Genomic DNA, 17599 nt, shown 5'->3' on the forward strand with positions numbered 1-17599 from the left:
TGTGCCGGGACGATTGACCTCGGCTTCGATGAAAGTTTCGCTAAACGAAAGTATGTCTTACCAGGAAAACCGTAGGGAGTGGTTTAAAGGACAGGGATTGTGGAAGGATGTCCCTGAGAACAACTGGAAGGATTGGGTGTGGCAGCTGAAGAACCGGCTGACATCGGTGGCGCAGTTGGAGAAGTATCTCGAATTGACGCCGGAGGAGAAGCAGGGGTGTTACTTCGCGAACAAGAAGTTGGCTCTGGCGATCACGCCTTATTTTTTCAATCTGATCGACCGGGAGGATCCCGACTGTCCGATTCGGCGGCAAGTGATTCCCCGGATCGAGGAGATGACGACTTCGCCGGAGGAGATGAAGGATCCGTGCGGCGAGGACGCGCACATGCCGACCCCCGGTCTGGTGCATCGTTATCCGGACCGGGTTCTTTTTTTGGTGACCGACCGATGCGCCGCCTATTGCCGGTATTGCACGCGGAGCCGGTTGGTGAGCAACAGTCAGGGGTATGATTTCCATCCGGAATTCGAGGGGGCGATCCGCTACATCGAGGAACATCCGGAAGTGCGGGACGTCCTGTTGAGCGGCGGGGATCCGCTGTTGTTGGCCGATCGGAAGCTCGATTATCTGTTGGGCCGGTTGCGGGCGATCAAACACGTGGAATTCATCCGGATCGGGTCGCGGATTCCGATCTTTTTGCCCCAGCGGATCACGCCGGAGTTGTGCGCGATTCTGGAGAAGCATGAGCCGATCTGGATGAGCATCCATGCCAACCATCCGCGGGAGTGCACCCTGGAAGTGAAAGAAGCTTGCGACCGTCTGGCGAAGACGGGGGTGCCGTTGGGGAACCAGTCGGTGTTGTTGAAGGGGGTCAACGACGACGTCGAAACGATGCAAGAGCTGGTTCACCGGTTGTTGCGGATGAGGGTCCGGCCTTATTATCTCTACCAGTGCGACCTGATCACCGGGAGTTCGCATCTGCGGGCCGATCCGAGGAAAGGGTTGGAAATCATCCAGAACTTGCGGGGTCACACCACCGGGTACGCGGTGCCGCAGTTCGTCATCGACGCCCCGGGAGGCGGCGGGAAGGTTCCGATCAATCCGCAATACATCGAATCGTTGACCGACGAGGAGATCGTGTTCCGCAATTACGAAGGCCGGGTGTTCCGGTATCCGTTGGAAGCCGGCGTCGGCGAGTTGCACGAATCGCTGGTGTTGCCGTCGGAGTTGTTCGTGTGAGGAGGGAAACTTAACCGCAAAGGACGCAAAGATCGCAAAGACAAGAGTGGCGGTTTTAAATGCCTTCTCTCGGAAGCGGCTTGCTTGACCGGCTTGTTTCGGGCAGTATCGTGATTATCGGAAGCTTCAACTAACCAACGACAAACAAACTTCTCCCTGTATGAATTGGAAACTTCTCTCCGCTATCGCCGTTGTATTGGCCGTCGTCATGGCGACGGGGTTCGGCTACGAACAACCGATCGTCGGCCTAGTCGCCCTGCTCCTGCTGATCGCCGTCGGGGTTTACACCCTCTACCGGCTTTCCCTCGACGATCCGAATAAACGGAAAAAGAAGGGGCGCGGGAAGACGAAGCCGTGAGCGGGACGGACTGAGGCCGGGAAACGTTCAACTTTCAATTCTCAACGTTCAACGTTCAACGTCCAACGTCCAACGTTCAACGTCCAGAGTTTGAAGTTCCCCCGTCATCCAATTTGAACGTTGAATGTTGAACGTTGAGCGTTTTCTTCCTTTTCCGGTTGAAGCGTCCAACTTTCAACTCCCAACGCTCAAAGAGTGGGAATCCCTTACGCCACCATCGCCCGGGGCTGTTCCTTTGACCGGTATTCGGTCGGGGAGCGGCCGGTGAAGCTTTTGAAGGCGCGGTTGAATTGGGAGAGGGATTGGAAGCCGACCGCGAAGGCGATTTCGCTGATTCGGAGGTGCGGATTGGTGAGCTGGGTCTTGGCGTGCTCGATCCGGACCCGGGTCAGGTATTCGGTGAAGGTCAGGCCGGTTCCTTTGCGGAAGACTTTGCAGAAGTAGAACGTGCTGGTGTGCACGGCGGAGGCGATTTCTTTGAGAGAAATGCTTTCCGAGAAGTTGGCTTCGATGTAGGCCCGGGCTCGCTGGATGATCGGAGCCTCGGTGGTTTCGCTTTCCATCACCAGGCGGTTGCCGATCAGTTCGAGGTGGGTGGCGAACTGGCGGAGAAGACTGACCGTCGCCTCGTAGCGCTGCGCGTTCATTGCGGTCGATTGGAAATAGGTTTCCTCCAGGACCGCGTCGTCGATCTGGGCGCCCATTTGAGCTAGTTTCTCCTTGAGCCGGAGAAAACCGTCGCGGGTGGGGGGCTCGGGGAGGATCTGTCCGGATTGGAGCAGACCGACCGGGGCTCCGTTGACCCGGACCGGCACGGCGGATTCGCGGAATCCGGCGAAGCAGGTGACGGTGGTCGAAGCGCTTTCCGGGGCGGCGCAAATCTCTTTCTGGGTGCCGAGGCAGGCGGAGCACGCCCGGCGGTCACCGGCGAGAATCGCGCAAACGGGATTCTCGTTCTTGCGCTCGTGCTGGGGAAGTCCCCAGGTCTCCAACGGAGTGAGCGTCAGAGGAAGGCCGGTGCTCTCCTGAAACGCCGCCTCGAACTCTTGGTAAGTGGCGGAATCGATGATCTTCTTCAGGATTTGTTTGGACGTGCATTTCATAGGATGGACGGAGCATACCATGTCCATCACTGCGCGCCAATTGGACTAAATTCCACCCGTGAGTAACCGCTTTTTCCTATCGGATATAGGTAAATTGCCTATGGCGGCCCGGCGGCCTGCGGCTTCTGGCCATCAGTCTTGGCTGCCGACCCAGCGGGCGGCGTAGGAGATCAGTTCGCGGGTGTTGGCGAGGCCGAGCTTTTCCTTGATGTGCCCTTTGTGGACTTCGACGGTTTTGCCGCTGATGTTGAGGCGGGCGCCGATCTCCTTGGTGCTGAGTGCCTGGCCGATCAGTTGGAAAACTTCGAGTTCGCGATCGGTGAGGCGTTCGAGAGGGGAATTCTCGGCTTGGGGGCGGCGGCCGGAAAAGAGGTCGAGGATGCGGGCGGAAATCTTCTCGCTCACGTGAATCTGGCCGTCGAGGACCTTGCGAATCGCCTGCATGATCTTTTTGCCCCCCTCCTGTTTCATGACGTAACCGCGACCCCCGGCGCGGAGGACCCGTTCGGCGTAGAGGGATTCGTCGTGCATGGAGATCACCAGAATGAGGATCTCGGGGGCGAAAGATTGGATGTCCTTGATCAGTTCCAGTCCGTTTTTTCCGCTGAGAGTGATATCGATCAGGATGAGCCCCGGTTTCAACGAGCGGACGGCGGCGAGGGCTTGGGCGGCATCCTCGGCTTCGCCGCAGACCTCAAGGTCGCTTTCGCGGGCGATCAATTGGGCGAGCCCCTCTCGCATCATCGGATGGTCGTCGACGATGAGGATCTTCGTTTTCCTGGCGGTGGATGATGAGGACTTGGCGGCCATGAGTCGTTGGGAAGCTAGTTTTCTTCGAGAGTGCAAACCACGCTGACGCCGGTGGGCTTGGAGGGAAGGATTTCGAGGGAGGCGCCGATCATGGCGGCACGGCGTTTCATGATGCGGAGGCCGAGGCCCTCGGCGGCCGGTTTTTTCGGGAATCCGTGGCCGTCGTCGGTGATTCGCAATGTCCGTTTGCCGTCGACCTTGCCGAGACTGACGACGATGCGGGACGGTTTGCCGTGTTTGATCGCGTTGTTGATCGCTTCCTGGGCGATGCGGTAGAGGTGGCTGGCGCGGGTGTTATCCTTGACCAGAATCGGCGAGTCGCACTCGAAGAGGCACTTGATGTTGTAGAGACTCTCGGCCGACGAGCAAAGCTCCTGCAGGGCGGCCATCAGGCCCTCGTCTTCCAGTTGGACCGGGAAAAGGCCGCGGGCGAGCATGCGGGTTTGGGAGATCGCTTCGCGGACATGTTCGGCGATCCGTCCGGCTTGGGCCGCTTGGGGAAGGTTGAGATCGGCGAGTTCCTCCTCCAAAACGTGGCTCATCAATTCGATGCCGGTGAGACGTTGGCCGAGTCCGTCGTGCAAATCCTGTCCGATCCGCCGTTGCTCGCGCCCGCTGACTTCGAGCAATTCCTTTTCGGCACGGCGGCGTTCGATCGACTGGGAAAGGAGGTTGGCCAACGATTGGAGGAAATGGACGTCGTCGGCGGAGAAGCGGCGTTTGCGGCTGGTGTCGACCGCGAGGACGCCGTAGGGACGGTCGCGGTCGAAAATCGGGGCGGCGAGGGAACTGGTGATTCCCCGGGAGGCGAAGGTCGCGGGGAGCTGGAAGCGGGGATCCTCGTGGAGGTCGGTGGCGATGACCGGTTCCAGGGAGGAAAGGGCGAGACCGGCGGGGGTGTCGGCGACCGGGATCGAAATCCGTCCGATTTGCTTTCGCTCCCAACCATGTCCGGCCCGCAGGAGAAGCGAACGGCCGTCGGGGGTAAGCTCGAAAACCTGGCTGAAATCGGCCTCGAAGGTTTGCACCAGCAACGAGGCGGTTTCCCGGAGAAGATCCTCGAAGGAGGCGCCGCCGAGGACCTTTTTGCCGAGGGCGGCGACGGAAGCCTGTTGGCGGATGCGGGCGGCGAGGGCCTTTTCGGTTTCGAGACGACCGAGGACCCGGTCGATGACCGAGGGGAGGAACTGGAGGAAATCGGTGTCCTTGATCAGGTAGTCGCTCGCTCCCCGTTTCATCATCTGGACCGCGACCCGTTCGTCGCCTTGTCCGGTGATGACGATGAACGGCACCCGCAGGTTGCGCTCCTCCAAGCGGTCGATCAGTTGGGCTCCCTCGGCGTCGGGGAGTTTCAGGTCGAGCAACATCAGGTCGACGTCGCCCTCGCCGAGCATCCGGATCGCCTCCTCGGCGGTGGTGGCTGCGGTGGCCTCGTAGCCGGCCCGGCGGACCGTTTTCTGGATCAGGCGGTTCAGGCCCGGATCGTCGTCGACGACCAGGATCCGGGCGGAGGAGGCGGTGACGGTGGTCATCTGTAAAAAGGGGGGGGATTAACCGCAGATCACGCAGATAATCGCAGATGTTTTGGATTCGTGTTTATTCGTGTCTATTCGTGGGTGATCTTCCGTTTCTCAAGGCCGGCCGGGCGGGATCTGGACGAGATTGATGAACGTCCCTAACTTTTGGATGGCGTCGGCGAACTTGTCGTAATCGACCGGTTTCACGATGTAGTTGTTGCAACCTAGATCATGGCAACGGGCGACCTCGCGGGGGTCCTCGGTGGTGGTCAGCATGATGACCGGCATTTTGCGGAGTTCCTCGTTGGCTTTGATCTGACGGAGGACCTCGGTGCCGTCGACTTTCGGCATCCGGATGTCGAGGAGCAGGAGGTAGGCCTGGGTGGCGTCGTGGTGGGGCTCCGGGCCCCGGCGGAAGAGGAAGTCGAGGATCTGTTGCCCGTCGGCGAAACGGAGGATCGAATCCTTCACTCCGGCGCGGGCGAGGTTCTTCTCGATGAGCCGGGTGTGTCCGGCGTCGTCCTCGGCGATCAAAATGACGATTTTATCTTTTTCCTTCATGCTTGTTTCTTACAACTGCCCGGCCGGAAGGCGGCGGGCGGGGATCCGGACGAAAAACGTGCTTCCTTCGCCCGGGATCGATTCGACCTCGATCCGTCCTCCGTGACGTTCGAGGATTTTTTGGGCGATGGCGAGCCCAAGACCTTCGCCGTCCCCCGCGCCGGGGTTGAGGCGGTGGAAAATTTCGAACACCTTTCCCTGGTGCTCCGGGGCGATCCCGATGCCGTTGTCGCGGACCGCGTAGACCGAGAAACCGTCTTCGCGCCGACCGGAAACGGCGATTTCCGGGGGACGGTCCGGGGCGGAATATTTGATGGCGTTGGCGAGTAGGTTGGAAAACACCTGGTTGATCTGGGTCGGGTCGCCGAAGCAGGAGGGGAGTGGCAGGATTTCCAGCGAGGCGGAGGCCTGTTTCAACTCGAACTCCATGGTGCGGGCGATCTCGGCCAGCATCTCGTTCAAATCGAGCTCGCGCGGTTCGAGCGCGGCCCGGCCGAGACGGGAGAAACGGAGGAAACCGGTCAGAAGGGCGTCGATCTTGGCGACCCCGGCGAGGATATATTCGATCGCTTCCGGGACATCCTCGTTGAGCAGCGTGGCGACATCGCCGAGGTTGGCTTTGCGGAATTCCTCGGATTGAAGTTTGGCTTGGATCAGGGAGCAGGCCTCGGCGAGTTCCTTGCTGAAGCCCTGGATGTTGACCAACGGGGAGCGCAAATCGTGGGAGGCGACATAGACGATCGTTTCCAGTTCGCGGTTTTTCTCGGCCAACGTTTGGGCGAGTTCGGCCAATTGGGATTCGGCCCGTTTCCGTTCGGTGATGTTGCGGACGAAGCCTGTGAAGAGACGGCAGTTGGCCAATCGGACCTCGCCGACCGAGAGATCCATCGGAAAAACGGTGCCATCCTTGCGTTGGCCGAGGACCTCGCGGCCGATTCCAATGATCTTGGCCTGTCCGGTATTACGGTAATTGGCAATGTAGCCGTCGTGTTCCTGACGGTAGGGCGGGGGCATCAGGATGTTGACATTGCGCCCGACCAGTTCCCGGGCCTCGTAGCCGAACATCTTCTCGGCGGCCGGATTGACCGATTCGATGATGCCACGGTCGTCGATGGTGATGATCCCCTCGACGGCGGTGTTGACGATGGCCCGGATCCGTTGCTCGCTGTCGCGCAAGGCCGATTCGTGGAGTCGCCGTTCGGTGCTGCGGGCGTCGGCGTCGGCCGCCGAAGAAGCGGCGCGCTCCTCGAGGACCTTGAGACGCTCGATGAGCTCCTCCCGGGACATGCGGGAATAATCTTTCATTTGAAGAGAATCATGAATGATGAATTCGGGATTATGAAAAGAGAGACCCTTGTGGTTCAAGGTTCAATCAATCTCATCATTCATCACTCATTCATTCATCATTCTCTTTCGCATCGCTTCCGGATCTCGGCTTCGTATTCGGGGAAATAGGTGGCGATGACGGGAAGGTCGAAGGAGCGGAGAATGGAGGTGTTGGGCTCGCGCTCGAGGAGAAACTCGAAACTCATGCGGATCAATTCGGCCGGACTGGTCGCTTCTCCGGCGAGGCGGGCGTGGGTCTCGGGGGTGAGCGTCACGGTATGACGGGTGGGGGTGGCGGCGTTGACGGTCACTTCGTAACGCGAGCCGGAAAGCGGTTTCACATCGATCATGGCGGAGGAAAGAAAAAGGAAACGCTGGAGGACTTACCAATGAAACGCTTCGTCCGGCGGATCCTGGGGAGGGGATTCAATGCGGAAGCCCTCGCCCTCGGCCCGGAAGGAGCAACCGGTGAGGAAGGCGACGGCGAGAAGACCGACCCCGAGCGCAACGAACGCGGCTTGGTTAAGACGACCGAAGTTCACGGCCATTCAGCGTAGCCGCCCGGCCCCCTGATGCAAGGAAACTTGGATCGGATGGCGCCGGAACTTGTAAGGAAAACCCACCGACAGGAATGCCGGTGTCACGTGGCACAGACATTCCTGTCTGTGATTTCCGTTCGGTGCGGTCTTCGTGGGTATTGCTACGGTCGGGAGCGGAAGCCGCCGGCGAGGAAGATGATCAAGGCGATCAGGAGGATCAGTCCGATGCCGCTGCCGCCGATCGCCGGTCCGCCGAAATAGAAACCACCGCCGCCGAAAAGCAGCAAAAGAATGAGCAATAATAGTATTAAGTTCATGGCATAAGCATACTTCTGTTTTCGCGCCACCGCCATGGGGATTCGCCTGTTCGAAACCTGAGCCAAATGCCGATCTTAAAGCGAACCCGGGGTTCGGCGTTTTCCCCTGCTTTTTCCTGTTGCCCCGGGGGGCGAACCGGAGTTTTCATTCGGTTATGAACGACTCCGAGCCTTCCGGCAACGTCAGCATCCGCGACATCGCCGCCCGGGCGGGGGTGAACATTTCGACCGTTTCCCGGGCGCTCCGGGACGCGCCTCAAATTTCGCCGGACCGGCGCCGGCAAATTCAGGAGTTGGCCCGGGAAATGGGATATGTCGCCAACCCGCTTTACAGTGCGCTCGGCCAGGCCCGCCGGGCGAAGGTGGTGCATGAATCGATGGTTTCGCTGGCATTTATCACCGATGACGACGACTCGGCGACGGTGCGGGAAATCATGGGGGCGCTTCATCAAAATGTCAGAAGCTACGGATACAGCATCGACATTTTCACCACCAGAAGGAAGACGGCGGATCAAGGGTCGCTTTCCCGGACTTTGTATAATCGGGGCGTGCAAGGGGTCATCCTGGGGCATCTTTCGGTGCCTATGCAAAGCATCGAGTTGGATTGGTCGCGGTTCGCGGTGATTGAGCTCGGATTCAGTCACCGGCTCTCGCCATTGCATCGGGTCGGGTTCGACCACTTCGCGGAAATGATCGACGCGATGAACGCGGTGACCGCAAGGGGATACCAGCGGATCGGGTTGATCATCAGCCCGGAGTCTCACATTCGCACCCGCGGGCGGCGCCTCGGAGCGTATACTGTTTGGCGCGGGCGACCCCCCGGGGCGTTTCAGCAGCCGCTCATGTGGGGACCGGCGACGCCGGCAGAATTCGCGGAGTGGTATGCGAAAGGGAAGTGGGACGCGATCCTGGTGGCGGGTCCGTCGCTCGACGACTGCCGAAATGCATATTTGGCAACAGGCATCGGGCGGGAAATCGGTTTCGCCAGTTTGAACCCGACTGAAAAACACCGTTTGGCCGGCGCGGCCGGAATGGTCCAGCGTCCGTCCCACCTCGCTACGGTCGCTCTTCGAATGTTGCACGGGCTCCTGGTCGGCAACGAACGGGGACTCACGGAGCACGCTCAGGACACGTTGATCCGTTCGGAATGGGTCGACGGGACCAGTTTGCCCGCGAAGAAATGACGGCCTTCCGAGGTTTTCGCGCTTTTGGCGAAGACCTTTGGCCCGGCGGGTCACAAGACGGCGGCTGATGGGCGACCCATCGGTGCGAACGCTACAGATTTCGACCGGCTGGGATGGCATTCCAAGTCGTTCCCCAGGAGGGACCAGCCATTCGGCCTTGGGCTTCGCCCATTCCTTGAGCAACAAGTTGCATAAACGCGCGGTTGACCGTCTGAATGAATTTCAGGATGTTCTATCGGTAGCTGAGCCTCTCTGGATTCAAACGTCGTTTTCAGTCGGTCCAAGTGGCGACGCAAAAACTTAAAATCGCACCCTTAAAGTTTATGAAAGTTACTCGACTCAGATCTCTTAAGAAACACGGGCCCGGGTTTGGCAAAACCGCCGAGGCCTTCACGTTGATCGAACTCCTGACGGTTATCGCCATCATCGGGATTTTGGCGGCCATTTTGATTCCGGTCGCGTCGAGTGTCAGGGCGACAGCGCAGCAAGCGACCTGCGCCAGCAATTTGCGGGCGGTCGCTCTGGCGGCCCATGTTTTCGCGGATGATCACAATGGCGCTTTCCACGGTTACGTGATCGCGAATTTCGAGGCGGGGAATTCGTCCAATTCGCCGAGCGCACCTTCGCCGGGGTTGGCCCATTATCTTGATTTACCGCTCCATCCGCGAGTCGCGGGAAATGTCCCGCCGATGACGACGGTCTTGACTTGTCCCACGTCCCAAATGCTCCGTCCTTCATCGGATCATGCTTTGAGGACGTATACGATCAATCGGGAGGCGACCAGCGACCATCGCAGCCCCAGTGCGATTTTCTCCACACTGTCGCAGGTGGAGAATCCGACCCGGATGGCTTATCTGATGGATGGCGCCCCGTTGTCGGAATCGGCGGCCGGTTGGTATTACGGATTGGCGGGCCGCTCGAACTACATTCCGAATTTCATTTGGCCCCACAAAGGATCGCAGAATGTGGTCTTTCTCGACGGCCACGTGGAGACCTTGGGGCCGGAGTTCTTCACTCAATATGCCTCGGGTGACACGACGACGTTTTGGATTGGTCGATAAAGCCGGTTCAACAATCCCATGAATCACAAAATTCTTCTCACCGTTGCGGTGCTGACGCTCTCACTGGGCCGGTTCGTATTGGGGCAGGGCGATATGGAACGATACGTTTTTCAGGAAAACTTTGACCGGGGTATCGGGGAGTGGCGGGTGACCGATGGGGCGGAGTTGGCCGACGACCGCGCTTTTTCCGGAAAATCGAGCCTGCGGCTTCGGCATGTCGCGGGAGGTCCTCCGGTCGAGGCGCGTCATTCGATTCCCTTCATTGCCGGACATCGGCTCTGGTTTTCCGCGAAAATTCTGTCGCCTGATTCGTGGCCCGGTTACCAGGAACTGGAGGATTACGGCGGATATATGGTGATCGAGTGGTTCGACAAGGATGGAAACCGCTTGGGTAAGACCGGTGATTTTCAGCTCATTCGTCCCTCGTTGCGGGAGCCGGGTAAGTGGGGGAATCTCGGTGGCCGGTTGCACAAGCCTGGCCGGGAAGTTCCCTTGAACGGGGACTCGGTGACCCCGGTCCTTTCGAAGGACGTCGACCGGGTGGATGTGGTGCTCAAGGTTTCTCCCGGCACGACCGCGGACTTTTATTTCGATGCGATCGAAATTCGGCCGATTCCAGCTCCGGTTCTGGTCGCCGAAGTGGTGCGGCCGCGCTACAAACGGGCGCTTCCGCCACAGGGGGAAGGTGAAATTGAAATTCAGTTTCAGACCGCGCCGCAATTCGAGGGCCGCGATGCGGGCAACCGGGAGGTGCGGGTGACTCTTTGGGGACCGGGTGACGAACTGATTACCGAGCGGATCTTCGGGGCAGGTGACATGGACTGGCATCGGGTGGTTTTCCCGATTCCCTCCGAAGCACCGCAAGGGGAATACGCCGTTGAAATCGCCTTGGTCGACCGCGAAATCGAAGGACCGGTCCGGCTCGATCCGGATGTAAAGTGGGGCTTGGAGCAAGGGCCGGCCATCGAAGGACGGCGATTCGTCTTCTTTCGCCGAGAGGTTCCTCCCCGGGCCGGCACAATGGTGGTCGACGAGTACGATCGGCTGGTCCGGGACGGGGAGCCGGTTTTCTCGCGGGTCCTCTATTTGAATACATCGGTCGATCAGGCGCAGTTGGAGAAGGCGTTGGCGGAGTTGGAGCATATTGCGGAAGCGGGCGCCTTTGACGCCGTGATGAACTATGGCATCGTGGTGGGGGATATGGACGGCATTCAGCGCTACCTCGACAAGGCGGCTGAAGTGGGATTGGGAGTGGTCTTCTGCCTGAAGGATATCGGATTGGGGCAGAGCGGTCCGACCAGTGTTCCCGAGCGTTACCGTGCGGGACTGGATCATCTATCCGAGGATCCGGACGCTCTCGCGGCGAAGCTGGTCGAGACGTTCCGGGACCATCCCGCGTTGTATGGCTGGTACATCAGCGACGAAGACTCCCTCTACAAACTCAAACGACTGAATGAACGTTACGAGCTGGTTTCCCGGTTGGATCCGTATAATCCCGTCTTCGCCGCATATATTACGACTGACTTTGGATATTATATCGATACCGGCGACGTGGTTGGGATGCACGTTTATCCGATTGGAAGACGGCAGGGTCACCCCTATGGATTCCGCTCGGTTTATGAGAGAACCAAGGCTGCCGGAGCGGATTTGAAGGGTCGAAGATTGCTCTCTTACGGGGTTCAAATGTTTGATTACCATGCCTTCGAACGCGATTTACCCGGGGCGTTTCCGAGTGAAAGTCAGCTGCGGAACATGCTCTATCAATCGTATATCGCGGGCACGAAGATGGTGTTCGGATATTCTTACACATTTATGATCCGTGGCTACCGGGCGATGGGCAAAGACGAGATCCGGGGAGGGCGGCATGACGAATTGTTCCGGACGATCGTCGCTCCGGTGTTTCGGGAAGCCCGGGATATCTCGCCCTTTCTGCTTTCGTCCGAAGAATCGCCAGCCGTGAACTGGGTGGAGGCGGAACCGGAAGGCGTTGTGGCCCGATGGTGGAAAGAGGGGGATTCCTTTTTGTTCCTGGCCGCCAACACGGGACGCCGTCCCGTTGATGCAACGGTCGATTTGAGCGGATTTCCGGAGGGAGAACTGCTTCTGAATGGAGCGAGCCACCCGTTTTCAAGCAACCTGAGGATAGCTTTCGAACCTTATCAGACCGCGAGTGTAATAATCAGACCTATTCAAAATGTTAAGTTGAACCCATAAAACGCCCAAAACAATGAAAAATATTAGAAACCATTGGTATCCCAGTATGACATCCCTTGCAGGTTTCGTTTCGGTGACGATGATCGGAATTGTATCCACATCTATTTCGCTTCATGCCGATGTGATTTACGCTACGAGCTTTGAACCGCCATTATATGCAGAAGGGGCCGTGATGACTCAGGATGGTTGGGAGAGTGCCTTCAGTTCCGGCGGCCGGTTTGTTGTGACAGGGGGAGCGGAGTATTCTCAGGGGCAACATCCTCCCGCAACCGAAGGAACCCAGTTACTGCAATTATGGAAAACGGCAATTGGCGGGACGACTGGAGTTCGACGGCAATTTAGTCCGACTCCGATCACCACCGCCTTTACTGTGACCTACGATGCGATGATCCAGTTCGACGCCACCGCGGTCAACTTGTTGGCGCCGGTCACGTTTCAGGAGACGGCTGGGACGGCGTCGGGGGCGAGGGTCGGATTTCGCGGCGACGGAACGAACGTGTATGCCTGGGCCCGCACGGGTGGGAGCGGCGACATTTTTCTCGACGCCGACCCTGAGACGCCGGGAATTCAACCGGTAGTGTCGGGACAATATTACCGGTTCAAGATGGAGCTGAGGCCGGAGGAGAACGACGTCTTCGATGTCACCCTGATGACTTTGGAAGGAGACGTGCTTTCCACCGCCACCAATGTTCAGGCCAGTGGAAATCCGACCTATCAATGGATCCGACTTTTGAATACAATCGATGGGTCGGGGCAGGTTATCGTATATTTCGACAATCTTGTTATCGAACATGCGACGGTGCCGGAAATTCCGAGACTCGCGATCGCCCGTGTCGGGGAGAACATGGAGCTCTCTTGGAACAGCGTGGAAGGGACCGCCTACATTGTGGAGTGGAGTCCGGACCTGACGACGTCGTTTACCGAACTGGATGTCGTGACAGCGGAAGGTCCGGTTTCAACGCTCATGGTACCTGTGGAAGGGGACCGGGGATTTTTCAGGTTGCGAGTTGAGTAGAAATAGTAGTCAGCCGGTCGAGTTTTCAGGGTGAGGTGTCACCGGTATTGTTAAACCCAAATAAAACGAAAGAAATACGATGAAATATAAAGTGCTTACGAGTTGGATGGCTGCGGCGGGTTTCCTGGCGTCGGCGTTATCCGTCCAGGGACAGTTTATCTATGCGACCGGGTTTGAGGCGCCGACCTATGAAACCGGCAGCGTGATCGGGCAGGATGGTTGGGGGAGTGGATTCGGATCCGGCGGCCGCTCGATTGTTGAGGGAGGCGGGTCCCATCCGGCGGCTCCGGAGGGAAGCCAACTGCTGCAGCTGCAAAAGAACGCCGGCGCCGGGAGCACGGGGGTTCGGCGGGCCTTCACGCCGGATCCGATAACGACCGCGTTTTCGGCCAGCTTTTATATGATGGTGCAGTTTGATTCCACCGGGCTGAATCTTCATACTCCCGTCACCTTTCAGCAAACCGATTCAACCGCTAATGGCGCTCGGGTTGGTTTTATCGGAGATGGATCCAACGTTTACGCGTATGTTCGCAGCAACACGACCACGATCCATCTGGATGCCAATCCGCTGATGGAGGGGGTTCAACCGATCGTGTCGGGTGTGTTCTACCAATTCGAGGTGGATGTTCGCCCGGAGGATGCCCGGTTCGACGTCCGTCTGTTGGATTCCGGCGGCTCCCTTCTTTCATCCTATTCCGATGCGATCAGCTCGGGAAACCAGATCTACCAATGGATCCGGATGATGAACTTGAACACCGCATCCGGCCAGGTGACCGCTTACTACGATGATCTTCAGATCATTCCTGAGCCGTCGACTTACGCCCTTTTTCTGGGCGGTCTCGCATTGGCAGGGTTGGTCACCTTTCGCCGGTATCGATCCGGCACGAGGTCCGGCCCCTGAGCGGAACTTTTTCGGAAAAGCTGTTTTCTGATTGGATTGTTTTGTGAGCCGCCGATCGGCCAGCGGGCTGATCGGCGGAGAGCTCTCATTGCGGGGGGATATTATGGACCGAGTTCGCGTTTTTCTTAGTTCCTGGAAGGTTGCTTTCATCTTGATTATCCTTTTTGGAAGCTCCTCCGTTTTCGGGGAGAGTATTTGGGCCAGCGGGTTTGAGTCCCCGGTTTACAACCTTGGAGCGCTTCACCAGCAGGATGGCTGGGAATCGAGCCATCAAGGGATAGCGACTGCGGTGGTCGCCGGTTCGTCAGCGCCGGAGGGGAAATGGATGTTGAGAGTGGCCAAAGGGGAGAACCAGGGGACGCTCCAAGTCAGGAAAAAGTTTATTCCCAGCGACGGCGACATCGGCAATTCGAGTGAAAACGCTCTTGTCGAACCGTTTTCGATGATGGTGGCGGGACGGGTCGATTTTTCGCCCAGTGCCTTGGCATTGAGGTCCACCTTCGTTCTGGCCAATTGGCCCACCACGGCGAATGGAATTCAATTTGGCTTCGTGGGGGACGGCACCGCCGTGTATGCCGCGGCGCGAAGCGAGGGAGCGATGGTATACCTCGACTCCGATCCATGGATGTCAGGGGTGCAGGGAGTGACTTCCGGGCGGTTCTACCGGTTTCTGGTCGATGTGCGTCCCGCGGATTTGCGATACGATATTACCCTTCTCGATCTGGAGGGGAATCCCTTGTCGAAGGTTGAAAACCTGCACATCCAAGGAAACATCAATGCCTTCAATTGGATCCGGGTTTTGAATGCGGCCTCCCCATCGGCTGGAACGGATGCGCCGGTCGACTTTTTCGTCGATGCCATCTTGATTGATAATCGAGTTCCCCATCTTCCACAGGAGTTTGAGCGATTCGCGGCGGTGGAGATTGATTTTCCGACCGCCCCCGGGCTCACCTATCAACTGCGGAAGTCGGAAGATTTGGTTCAGTGGCAAAACGCGACGGGAGCGGTGGAAGGCTCTGGAGAGCCGGTTTCCAATCTATTTTCGGCGCGGGACAAACCGAGGGAATTTTTTCGCCTTGAAGTGACGAACGGGGGCGGCGGGTTTGATCCGGCCGACGTGGCGGGTCCGGCGATTTATCCCGCCGCGGGCTTGGGATTTTACTCCGAAGCCGGGGAAATTTACCGGGTCGAGGCGTCCGATGGCGTGACCGGATGGACGGACTCCGGGGTCCGGATATCCGGTACGGGGGGATGGATTCCGTTTCTCTTGCGGGACCGCGAATCGCCTTCGCGGGAGTATCGTGTATTGGGCAGCTCGATTCGACTCCCGTGGGAAGACCGTCCGCCGGGGCAGTTGCCCTATTTGGACTCCTTTATCAACGGAGGGACCAATTGGCTTTTTTCGGAGGGCGCCTATCTGGATGAAACGGTAGCCGCGACGGGTCCGTATAGTGTGAGGTTGGAAAAGGAAACGGACGAGCCGACCGCGGTCGAAGTGCGGCGGCGGATCCATTTCGAGGCTGGAGACCGGATTCATTATTCGGTGAAAGTCCGGGCGGAAGAGGATTGGCGGGGACTGGGGGCGTTGGAAGATTATGGCGGATACCTGGCGTTGGAGTGGTTCGACGCGGAGGGCAGGTTGTTGGGGAAAGCCGGGGCATTCCAGGACCTGTGGGAATCGGCCCGTTTCAGCGGAGATTGGGAAAACCTCGGAGGAAGCCTTTACACCAGCGCCCGGTCGATTCCCTTGAACGGCGATTCCGTGACCCCGGCGATGCCGGACGAGGCGGTGCGTCTGGAGGCGGTTTTCCGGCTGGCTCCGGCCACGACCGGAAGTTTCTGGTTTGACGATCTTTCCCTCAAGGCGCTGTCGCCACCCGCCCTTGTGGTGGAACTGATCCGACCGGGCCACATGCGCACGGTGGCGGTGGAGGAAGGGGACGAAATCGAACTTTCCTTTCGGGTGCATCCGCGACCAACAGGCAGGACTTTGGTCCAACTGGCGGTTCAGGTAACGCTGTGGGGGGACGATGGCGAAATGTTGCACAAGACGACGGTCGATCCCACTGGCAACCGGCAGACCGTGACGCTCGTGCTTCCGCCCGGTGAAGAAGGAGAGATCCTCACGGTTGAGGCTGCGCTTATTGATGCCGGGGTGGTGGAAACCATCCGGCTCGATCCTGATCCGAAGTGGGGGATTGAAAACGGAGCTGCCTATGAAGGGAGGTCGTTTGAGCTGTACCGCCGGTTTGAGAATTCCACTAGCGGCATGCTGGCGCTCGATGACGAGCAACGGATCACCCGTAACGGGACCCCGACGCTTTTCACGGCATTGTATCTGAACACGAACGTCGGTTCCACCGGAGGGGTTAAGGCGATCGCGGAACTCGAACACATCGCCGGGGCCGGTTGTTTCGACGCCGTGATGAATTACGGCATCGTGAACGGCAATTTCAATGGGATCCAGGCGTATCTGGATGCCGCCCACAATCTCGGACTGGGGGTGATTTTTTCTCTCAAGGATATTGGACTCGGCCAGAGCGGCCCGTTTCATGTCCCTGCTGCTTATCGGGCCGGCCTCGATCACCTTGCGGACGACCCGGACGCGATTGTCACTGAGATCGTTGAGACCTTCCGCACGCACCCGGCCCTGGTGGCGTGGTATATCAGCGACGAGGATTCCCTGTATAAATTGAAACGGGTGAACGCGCGGTATGAGCTGGTGAAACGACTGGATCCTGACCGGCCGGTTTTCGCCGCCTATATGATGACGGATTTCGAGTATTATTCGGATACCGCCGATATCATTGGCATGCACACCTATCCCATCGCGAGACATCAGGGGTTGCCGTTCGGTTTTGGCTCCGTTTACCACAATGTGAGCCGGGCCAATCAAGCTTTGGCGAACCGCCGTCCGCTTTCGTTTGGCCTGCAAATTTTTGAGTCGCACGCCTTCAATTCCGGTTTGCCCCGGGCTTTTCCGACTCTGGAGCAAGCGAGAAACATGACGTGGCAATCCCTTATCGGAGGAACTTCGATGCTGATTGGTTATTCCTACACTTACATGATTCCCGGCTACCGCAGTCTGGGGCCGAGCGCGGTGGGAAGTGGACTGCATGGCGAACGGTTCAGTCAGATCGTTGTTCCGGTGTTCACGCAGGTCAAAGAGATGTCACCCTGGTTGCTTTCGCGCGCGCCGGCTCCGGAAGTTGCGTGGAGCGGGCCGGCGCCGGAAGGAGTGGTGGCTCGGTGGTGGGTGGACAATGGCGAAAAACTTCTCCTCATGGCCAACGTTACAGGGAAACCGGTCGAGGGTGCTTTGGATCTTTCCGGTGTCACCGGTGATTGGATCTATACTGAAGACAACCTGAATACCTGGCAAACCACCTGGCCGGTCCAGCTCGAGCCCTATGGAACTTATCGATTGCTGATTGAATAAGAAGATCCGGCGCCCCG

16 protein-coding genes are annotated in these 17599 nt (G+C 58.5%); 9 read left to right on the plus strand and 7 right to left on the minus strand.

Features of this window, described 5'->3' with window-relative positions:
• Positions 1 to 52: 52 nt before the first annotated feature.
• Together ACWUI2_RS12390 and ACWUI2_RS12395 are read left to right on the plus strand one after the other, a co-directional pair.
• The gene (locus ACWUI2_RS12390; RefSeq protein ID WP_486983161.1) at positions 53 to 1237 is read left to right on the plus strand and encodes a KamA family radical SAM protein; all 1185 of its coding nucleotides are present in this window, start codon (positions 53 to 55) and stop codon (positions 1235 to 1237) included.
• Positions 1238 to 1397: 160 nt separating this feature from the next.
• Positions 1398 to 1595, plus strand: a complete 198-nt coding sequence (locus tag ACWUI2_RS12395; protein ID WP_486983162.1) for a hypothetical protein — start codon at positions 1398 to 1400, stop codon at positions 1593 to 1595.
• A gap of 206 nt (positions 1596 to 1801) precedes the next feature.
• Here the strand turns inward: ACWUI2_RS12395 and ACWUI2_RS12400 are convergent, their stop codons facing one another.
• The 6 genes from ACWUI2_RS12400 to ACWUI2_RS12425 all read right to left on the minus strand — a co-directional run bounded on the left by ACWUI2_RS12400 (position 1802) and on the right by ACWUI2_RS12425 (position 7262).
• Positions 1802 to 2698 carry a helix-turn-helix domain-containing protein gene (locus tag ACWUI2_RS12400; protein ID WP_486983163.1) on the minus strand — a complete coding sequence of 299 codons (897 nt, stop codon included), beginning with the start codon at positions 2696 to 2698 and terminating at the stop codon, positions 1802 to 1804.
• 132 nt (positions 2699 to 2830) lie between these two features.
• Complete coding sequence (locus ACWUI2_RS12405) at positions 2831 to 3508, minus strand: response regulator (RefSeq protein WP_486983164.1); 678 nt, start codon at positions 3506 to 3508, stop codon at positions 2831 to 2833.
• 14 nt (positions 3509 to 3522) lie between these two features.
• Complete coding sequence (locus tag ACWUI2_RS12410; RefSeq protein ID WP_486983165.1) at positions 3523 to 5040, minus strand: GAF domain-containing sensor histidine kinase; 1518 nt, start codon at positions 5038 to 5040, stop codon at positions 3523 to 3525.
• Between the two features lie 99 nt (positions 5041 to 5139).
• Positions 5140 to 5586, minus strand: a complete 447-nt coding sequence (locus tag ACWUI2_RS12415; protein WP_486983166.1) for a response regulator — start codon at positions 5584 to 5586, stop codon at positions 5140 to 5142.
• A 9-nt stretch (positions 5587 to 5595) separates the two neighbouring features.
• Entirely contained in the window at positions 5596 to 6891 is a 1296-nt protein-coding gene (locus tag ACWUI2_RS12420; RefSeq protein ID WP_486983167.1) for a sensor histidine kinase, read from the minus strand.
• A 98-nt stretch (positions 6892 to 6989) separates the two neighbouring features.
• Positions 6990 to 7262 carry a hypothetical protein gene (locus tag ACWUI2_RS12425; protein WP_486983168.1) on the minus strand — a complete coding sequence of 91 codons (273 nt, stop codon included), beginning with the start codon at positions 7260 to 7262 and terminating at the stop codon, positions 6990 to 6992.
• Between the two features lie 39 nt (positions 7263 to 7301).
• Between ACWUI2_RS12425 and ACWUI2_RS12430 the strand changes: the two genes are divergently transcribed.
• Entirely contained in the window at positions 7302 to 7469 is a 168-nt protein-coding gene (locus ACWUI2_RS12430) for a hypothetical protein (RefSeq protein WP_486983169.1), read from the plus strand.
• 143 nt (positions 7470 to 7612) lie between these two features.
• On the opposite strand, the gene ACWUI2_RS12435 is transcribed toward ACWUI2_RS12430, so the two are convergent.
• A complete protein-coding gene (locus tag ACWUI2_RS12435) occupies positions 7613 to 7768 on the minus strand; it encodes a hypothetical protein (RefSeq protein ID WP_486983170.1) in 156 nt (51 codons plus the stop codon).
• Positions 7769 to 7923: 155 nt separating this feature from the next.
• On the opposite strand from ACWUI2_RS12435, the gene ACWUI2_RS12440 reads away from it, so the two are divergent.
• From ACWUI2_RS12440 to ACWUI2_RS12465, 6 genes are all read left to right on the plus strand, one after another.
• Complete coding sequence (locus ACWUI2_RS12440) at positions 7924 to 8952, plus strand: LacI family DNA-binding transcriptional regulator (protein ID WP_486983171.1); 1029 nt, start codon at positions 7924 to 7926, stop codon at positions 8950 to 8952.
• Between the two features lie 323 nt (positions 8953 to 9275).
• On the plus strand, positions 9276 to 10013 hold the full coding sequence (locus ACWUI2_RS12445; protein WP_486983172.1) for a type II secretion system protein: 738 nt from the start codon (positions 9276 to 9278) through the stop codon (positions 10011 to 10013).
• 18 nt (positions 10014 to 10031) lie between these two features.
• On the plus strand, positions 10032 to 12227 hold the full coding sequence (locus ACWUI2_RS12450) for an alpha-amylase family protein (RefSeq protein WP_486983173.1): 2196 nt from the start codon (positions 10032 to 10034) through the stop codon (positions 12225 to 12227).
• Positions 12228 to 12273: 46 nt separating this feature from the next.
• The gene (locus ACWUI2_RS12455) at positions 12274 to 13242 is read left to right on the plus strand and encodes a hypothetical protein (protein WP_486983174.1); all 969 of its coding nucleotides are present in this window, start codon (positions 12274 to 12276) and stop codon (positions 13240 to 13242) included.
• A 79-nt stretch (positions 13243 to 13321) separates the two neighbouring features.
• Entirely contained in the window at positions 13322 to 14143 is an 822-nt protein-coding gene (locus tag ACWUI2_RS12460; protein WP_486983175.1) for a PEP-CTERM sorting domain-containing protein, read from the plus strand.
• 103 nt (positions 14144 to 14246) lie between these two features.
• Entirely contained in the window at positions 14247 to 17582 is a 3336-nt protein-coding gene (locus ACWUI2_RS12465; RefSeq protein ID WP_486983176.1) for an alpha-amylase family protein, read from the plus strand.
• Positions 17583 to 17599 lie beyond the last annotated feature (17 nt).

This window comes from Verruconatronum alginivorum (assembly GCF_056590205.1).

Excerpts from the sequence above, each read along its gene's own strand:
- ACWUI2_RS12390 (WP_486983161.1), top strand. The coding sequence starts at position 53 with ATGTCTTACCAGGAAAACCGTAGGGAGTGGTTTAAAGGACAGGGATTG.
- ACWUI2_RS12395 (WP_486983162.1), top strand. The coding sequence starts at position 1,398 with ATGAATTGGAAACTTCTCTCCGCTATCGCCGTTGTATTGGCCGTCGTC.
- ACWUI2_RS12400 (WP_486983163.1), bottom strand. The coding sequence starts at position 2,698 with ATGAAATGCACGTCCAAACAAATCCTGAAGAAGATCATCGATTCCGCC.
- ACWUI2_RS12405 (WP_486983164.1), bottom strand. The coding sequence starts at position 3,508 with ATGGCCGCCAAGTCCTCATCATCCACCGCCAGGAAAACGAAGATCCTC.
- ACWUI2_RS12410 (WP_486983165.1), bottom strand. The coding sequence starts at position 5,040 with ATGACCACCGTCACCGCCTCCTCCGCCCGGATCCTGGTCGTCGACGAC.
- ACWUI2_RS12415 (WP_486983166.1), bottom strand. The coding sequence starts at position 5,586 with ATGAAGGAAAAAGATAAAATCGTCATTTTGATCGCCGAGGACGACGCC.
- ACWUI2_RS12420 (WP_486983167.1), bottom strand. The coding sequence starts at position 6,891 with ATGAAAGATTATTCCCGCATGTCCCGGGAGGAGCTCATCGAGCGTCTC.
- ACWUI2_RS12425 (WP_486983168.1), bottom strand. The coding sequence starts at position 7,262 with ATGATCGATGTGAAACCGCTTTCCGGCTCGCGTTACGAAGTGACCGTC.
- ACWUI2_RS12430 (WP_486983169.1), top strand. The coding sequence starts at position 7,302 with ATGAAACGCTTCGTCCGGCGGATCCTGGGGAGGGGATTCAATGCGGAA.
- ACWUI2_RS12435 (WP_486983170.1), bottom strand. The coding sequence starts at position 7,768 with ATGAACTTAATACTATTATTGCTCATTCTTTTGCTGCTTTTCGGCGGC.
- ACWUI2_RS12440 (WP_486983171.1), top strand. The coding sequence starts at position 7,924 with ATGAACGACTCCGAGCCTTCCGGCAACGTCAGCATCCGCGACATCGCC.
- ACWUI2_RS12445 (WP_486983172.1), top strand. The coding sequence starts at position 9,276 with ATGAAAGTTACTCGACTCAGATCTCTTAAGAAACACGGGCCCGGGTTT.
- ACWUI2_RS12450 (WP_486983173.1), top strand. The coding sequence starts at position 10,032 with ATGAATCACAAAATTCTTCTCACCGTTGCGGTGCTGACGCTCTCACTG.
- ACWUI2_RS12455 (WP_486983174.1), top strand. The coding sequence starts at position 12,274 with ATGACATCCCTTGCAGGTTTCGTTTCGGTGACGATGATCGGAATTGTA.
- ACWUI2_RS12460 (WP_486983175.1), top strand. The coding sequence starts at position 13,322 with ATGAAATATAAAGTGCTTACGAGTTGGATGGCTGCGGCGGGTTTCCTG.
- ACWUI2_RS12465 (WP_486983176.1), top strand. The coding sequence starts at position 14,247 with ATGGACCGAGTTCGCGTTTTTCTTAGTTCCTGGAAGGTTGCTTTCATC.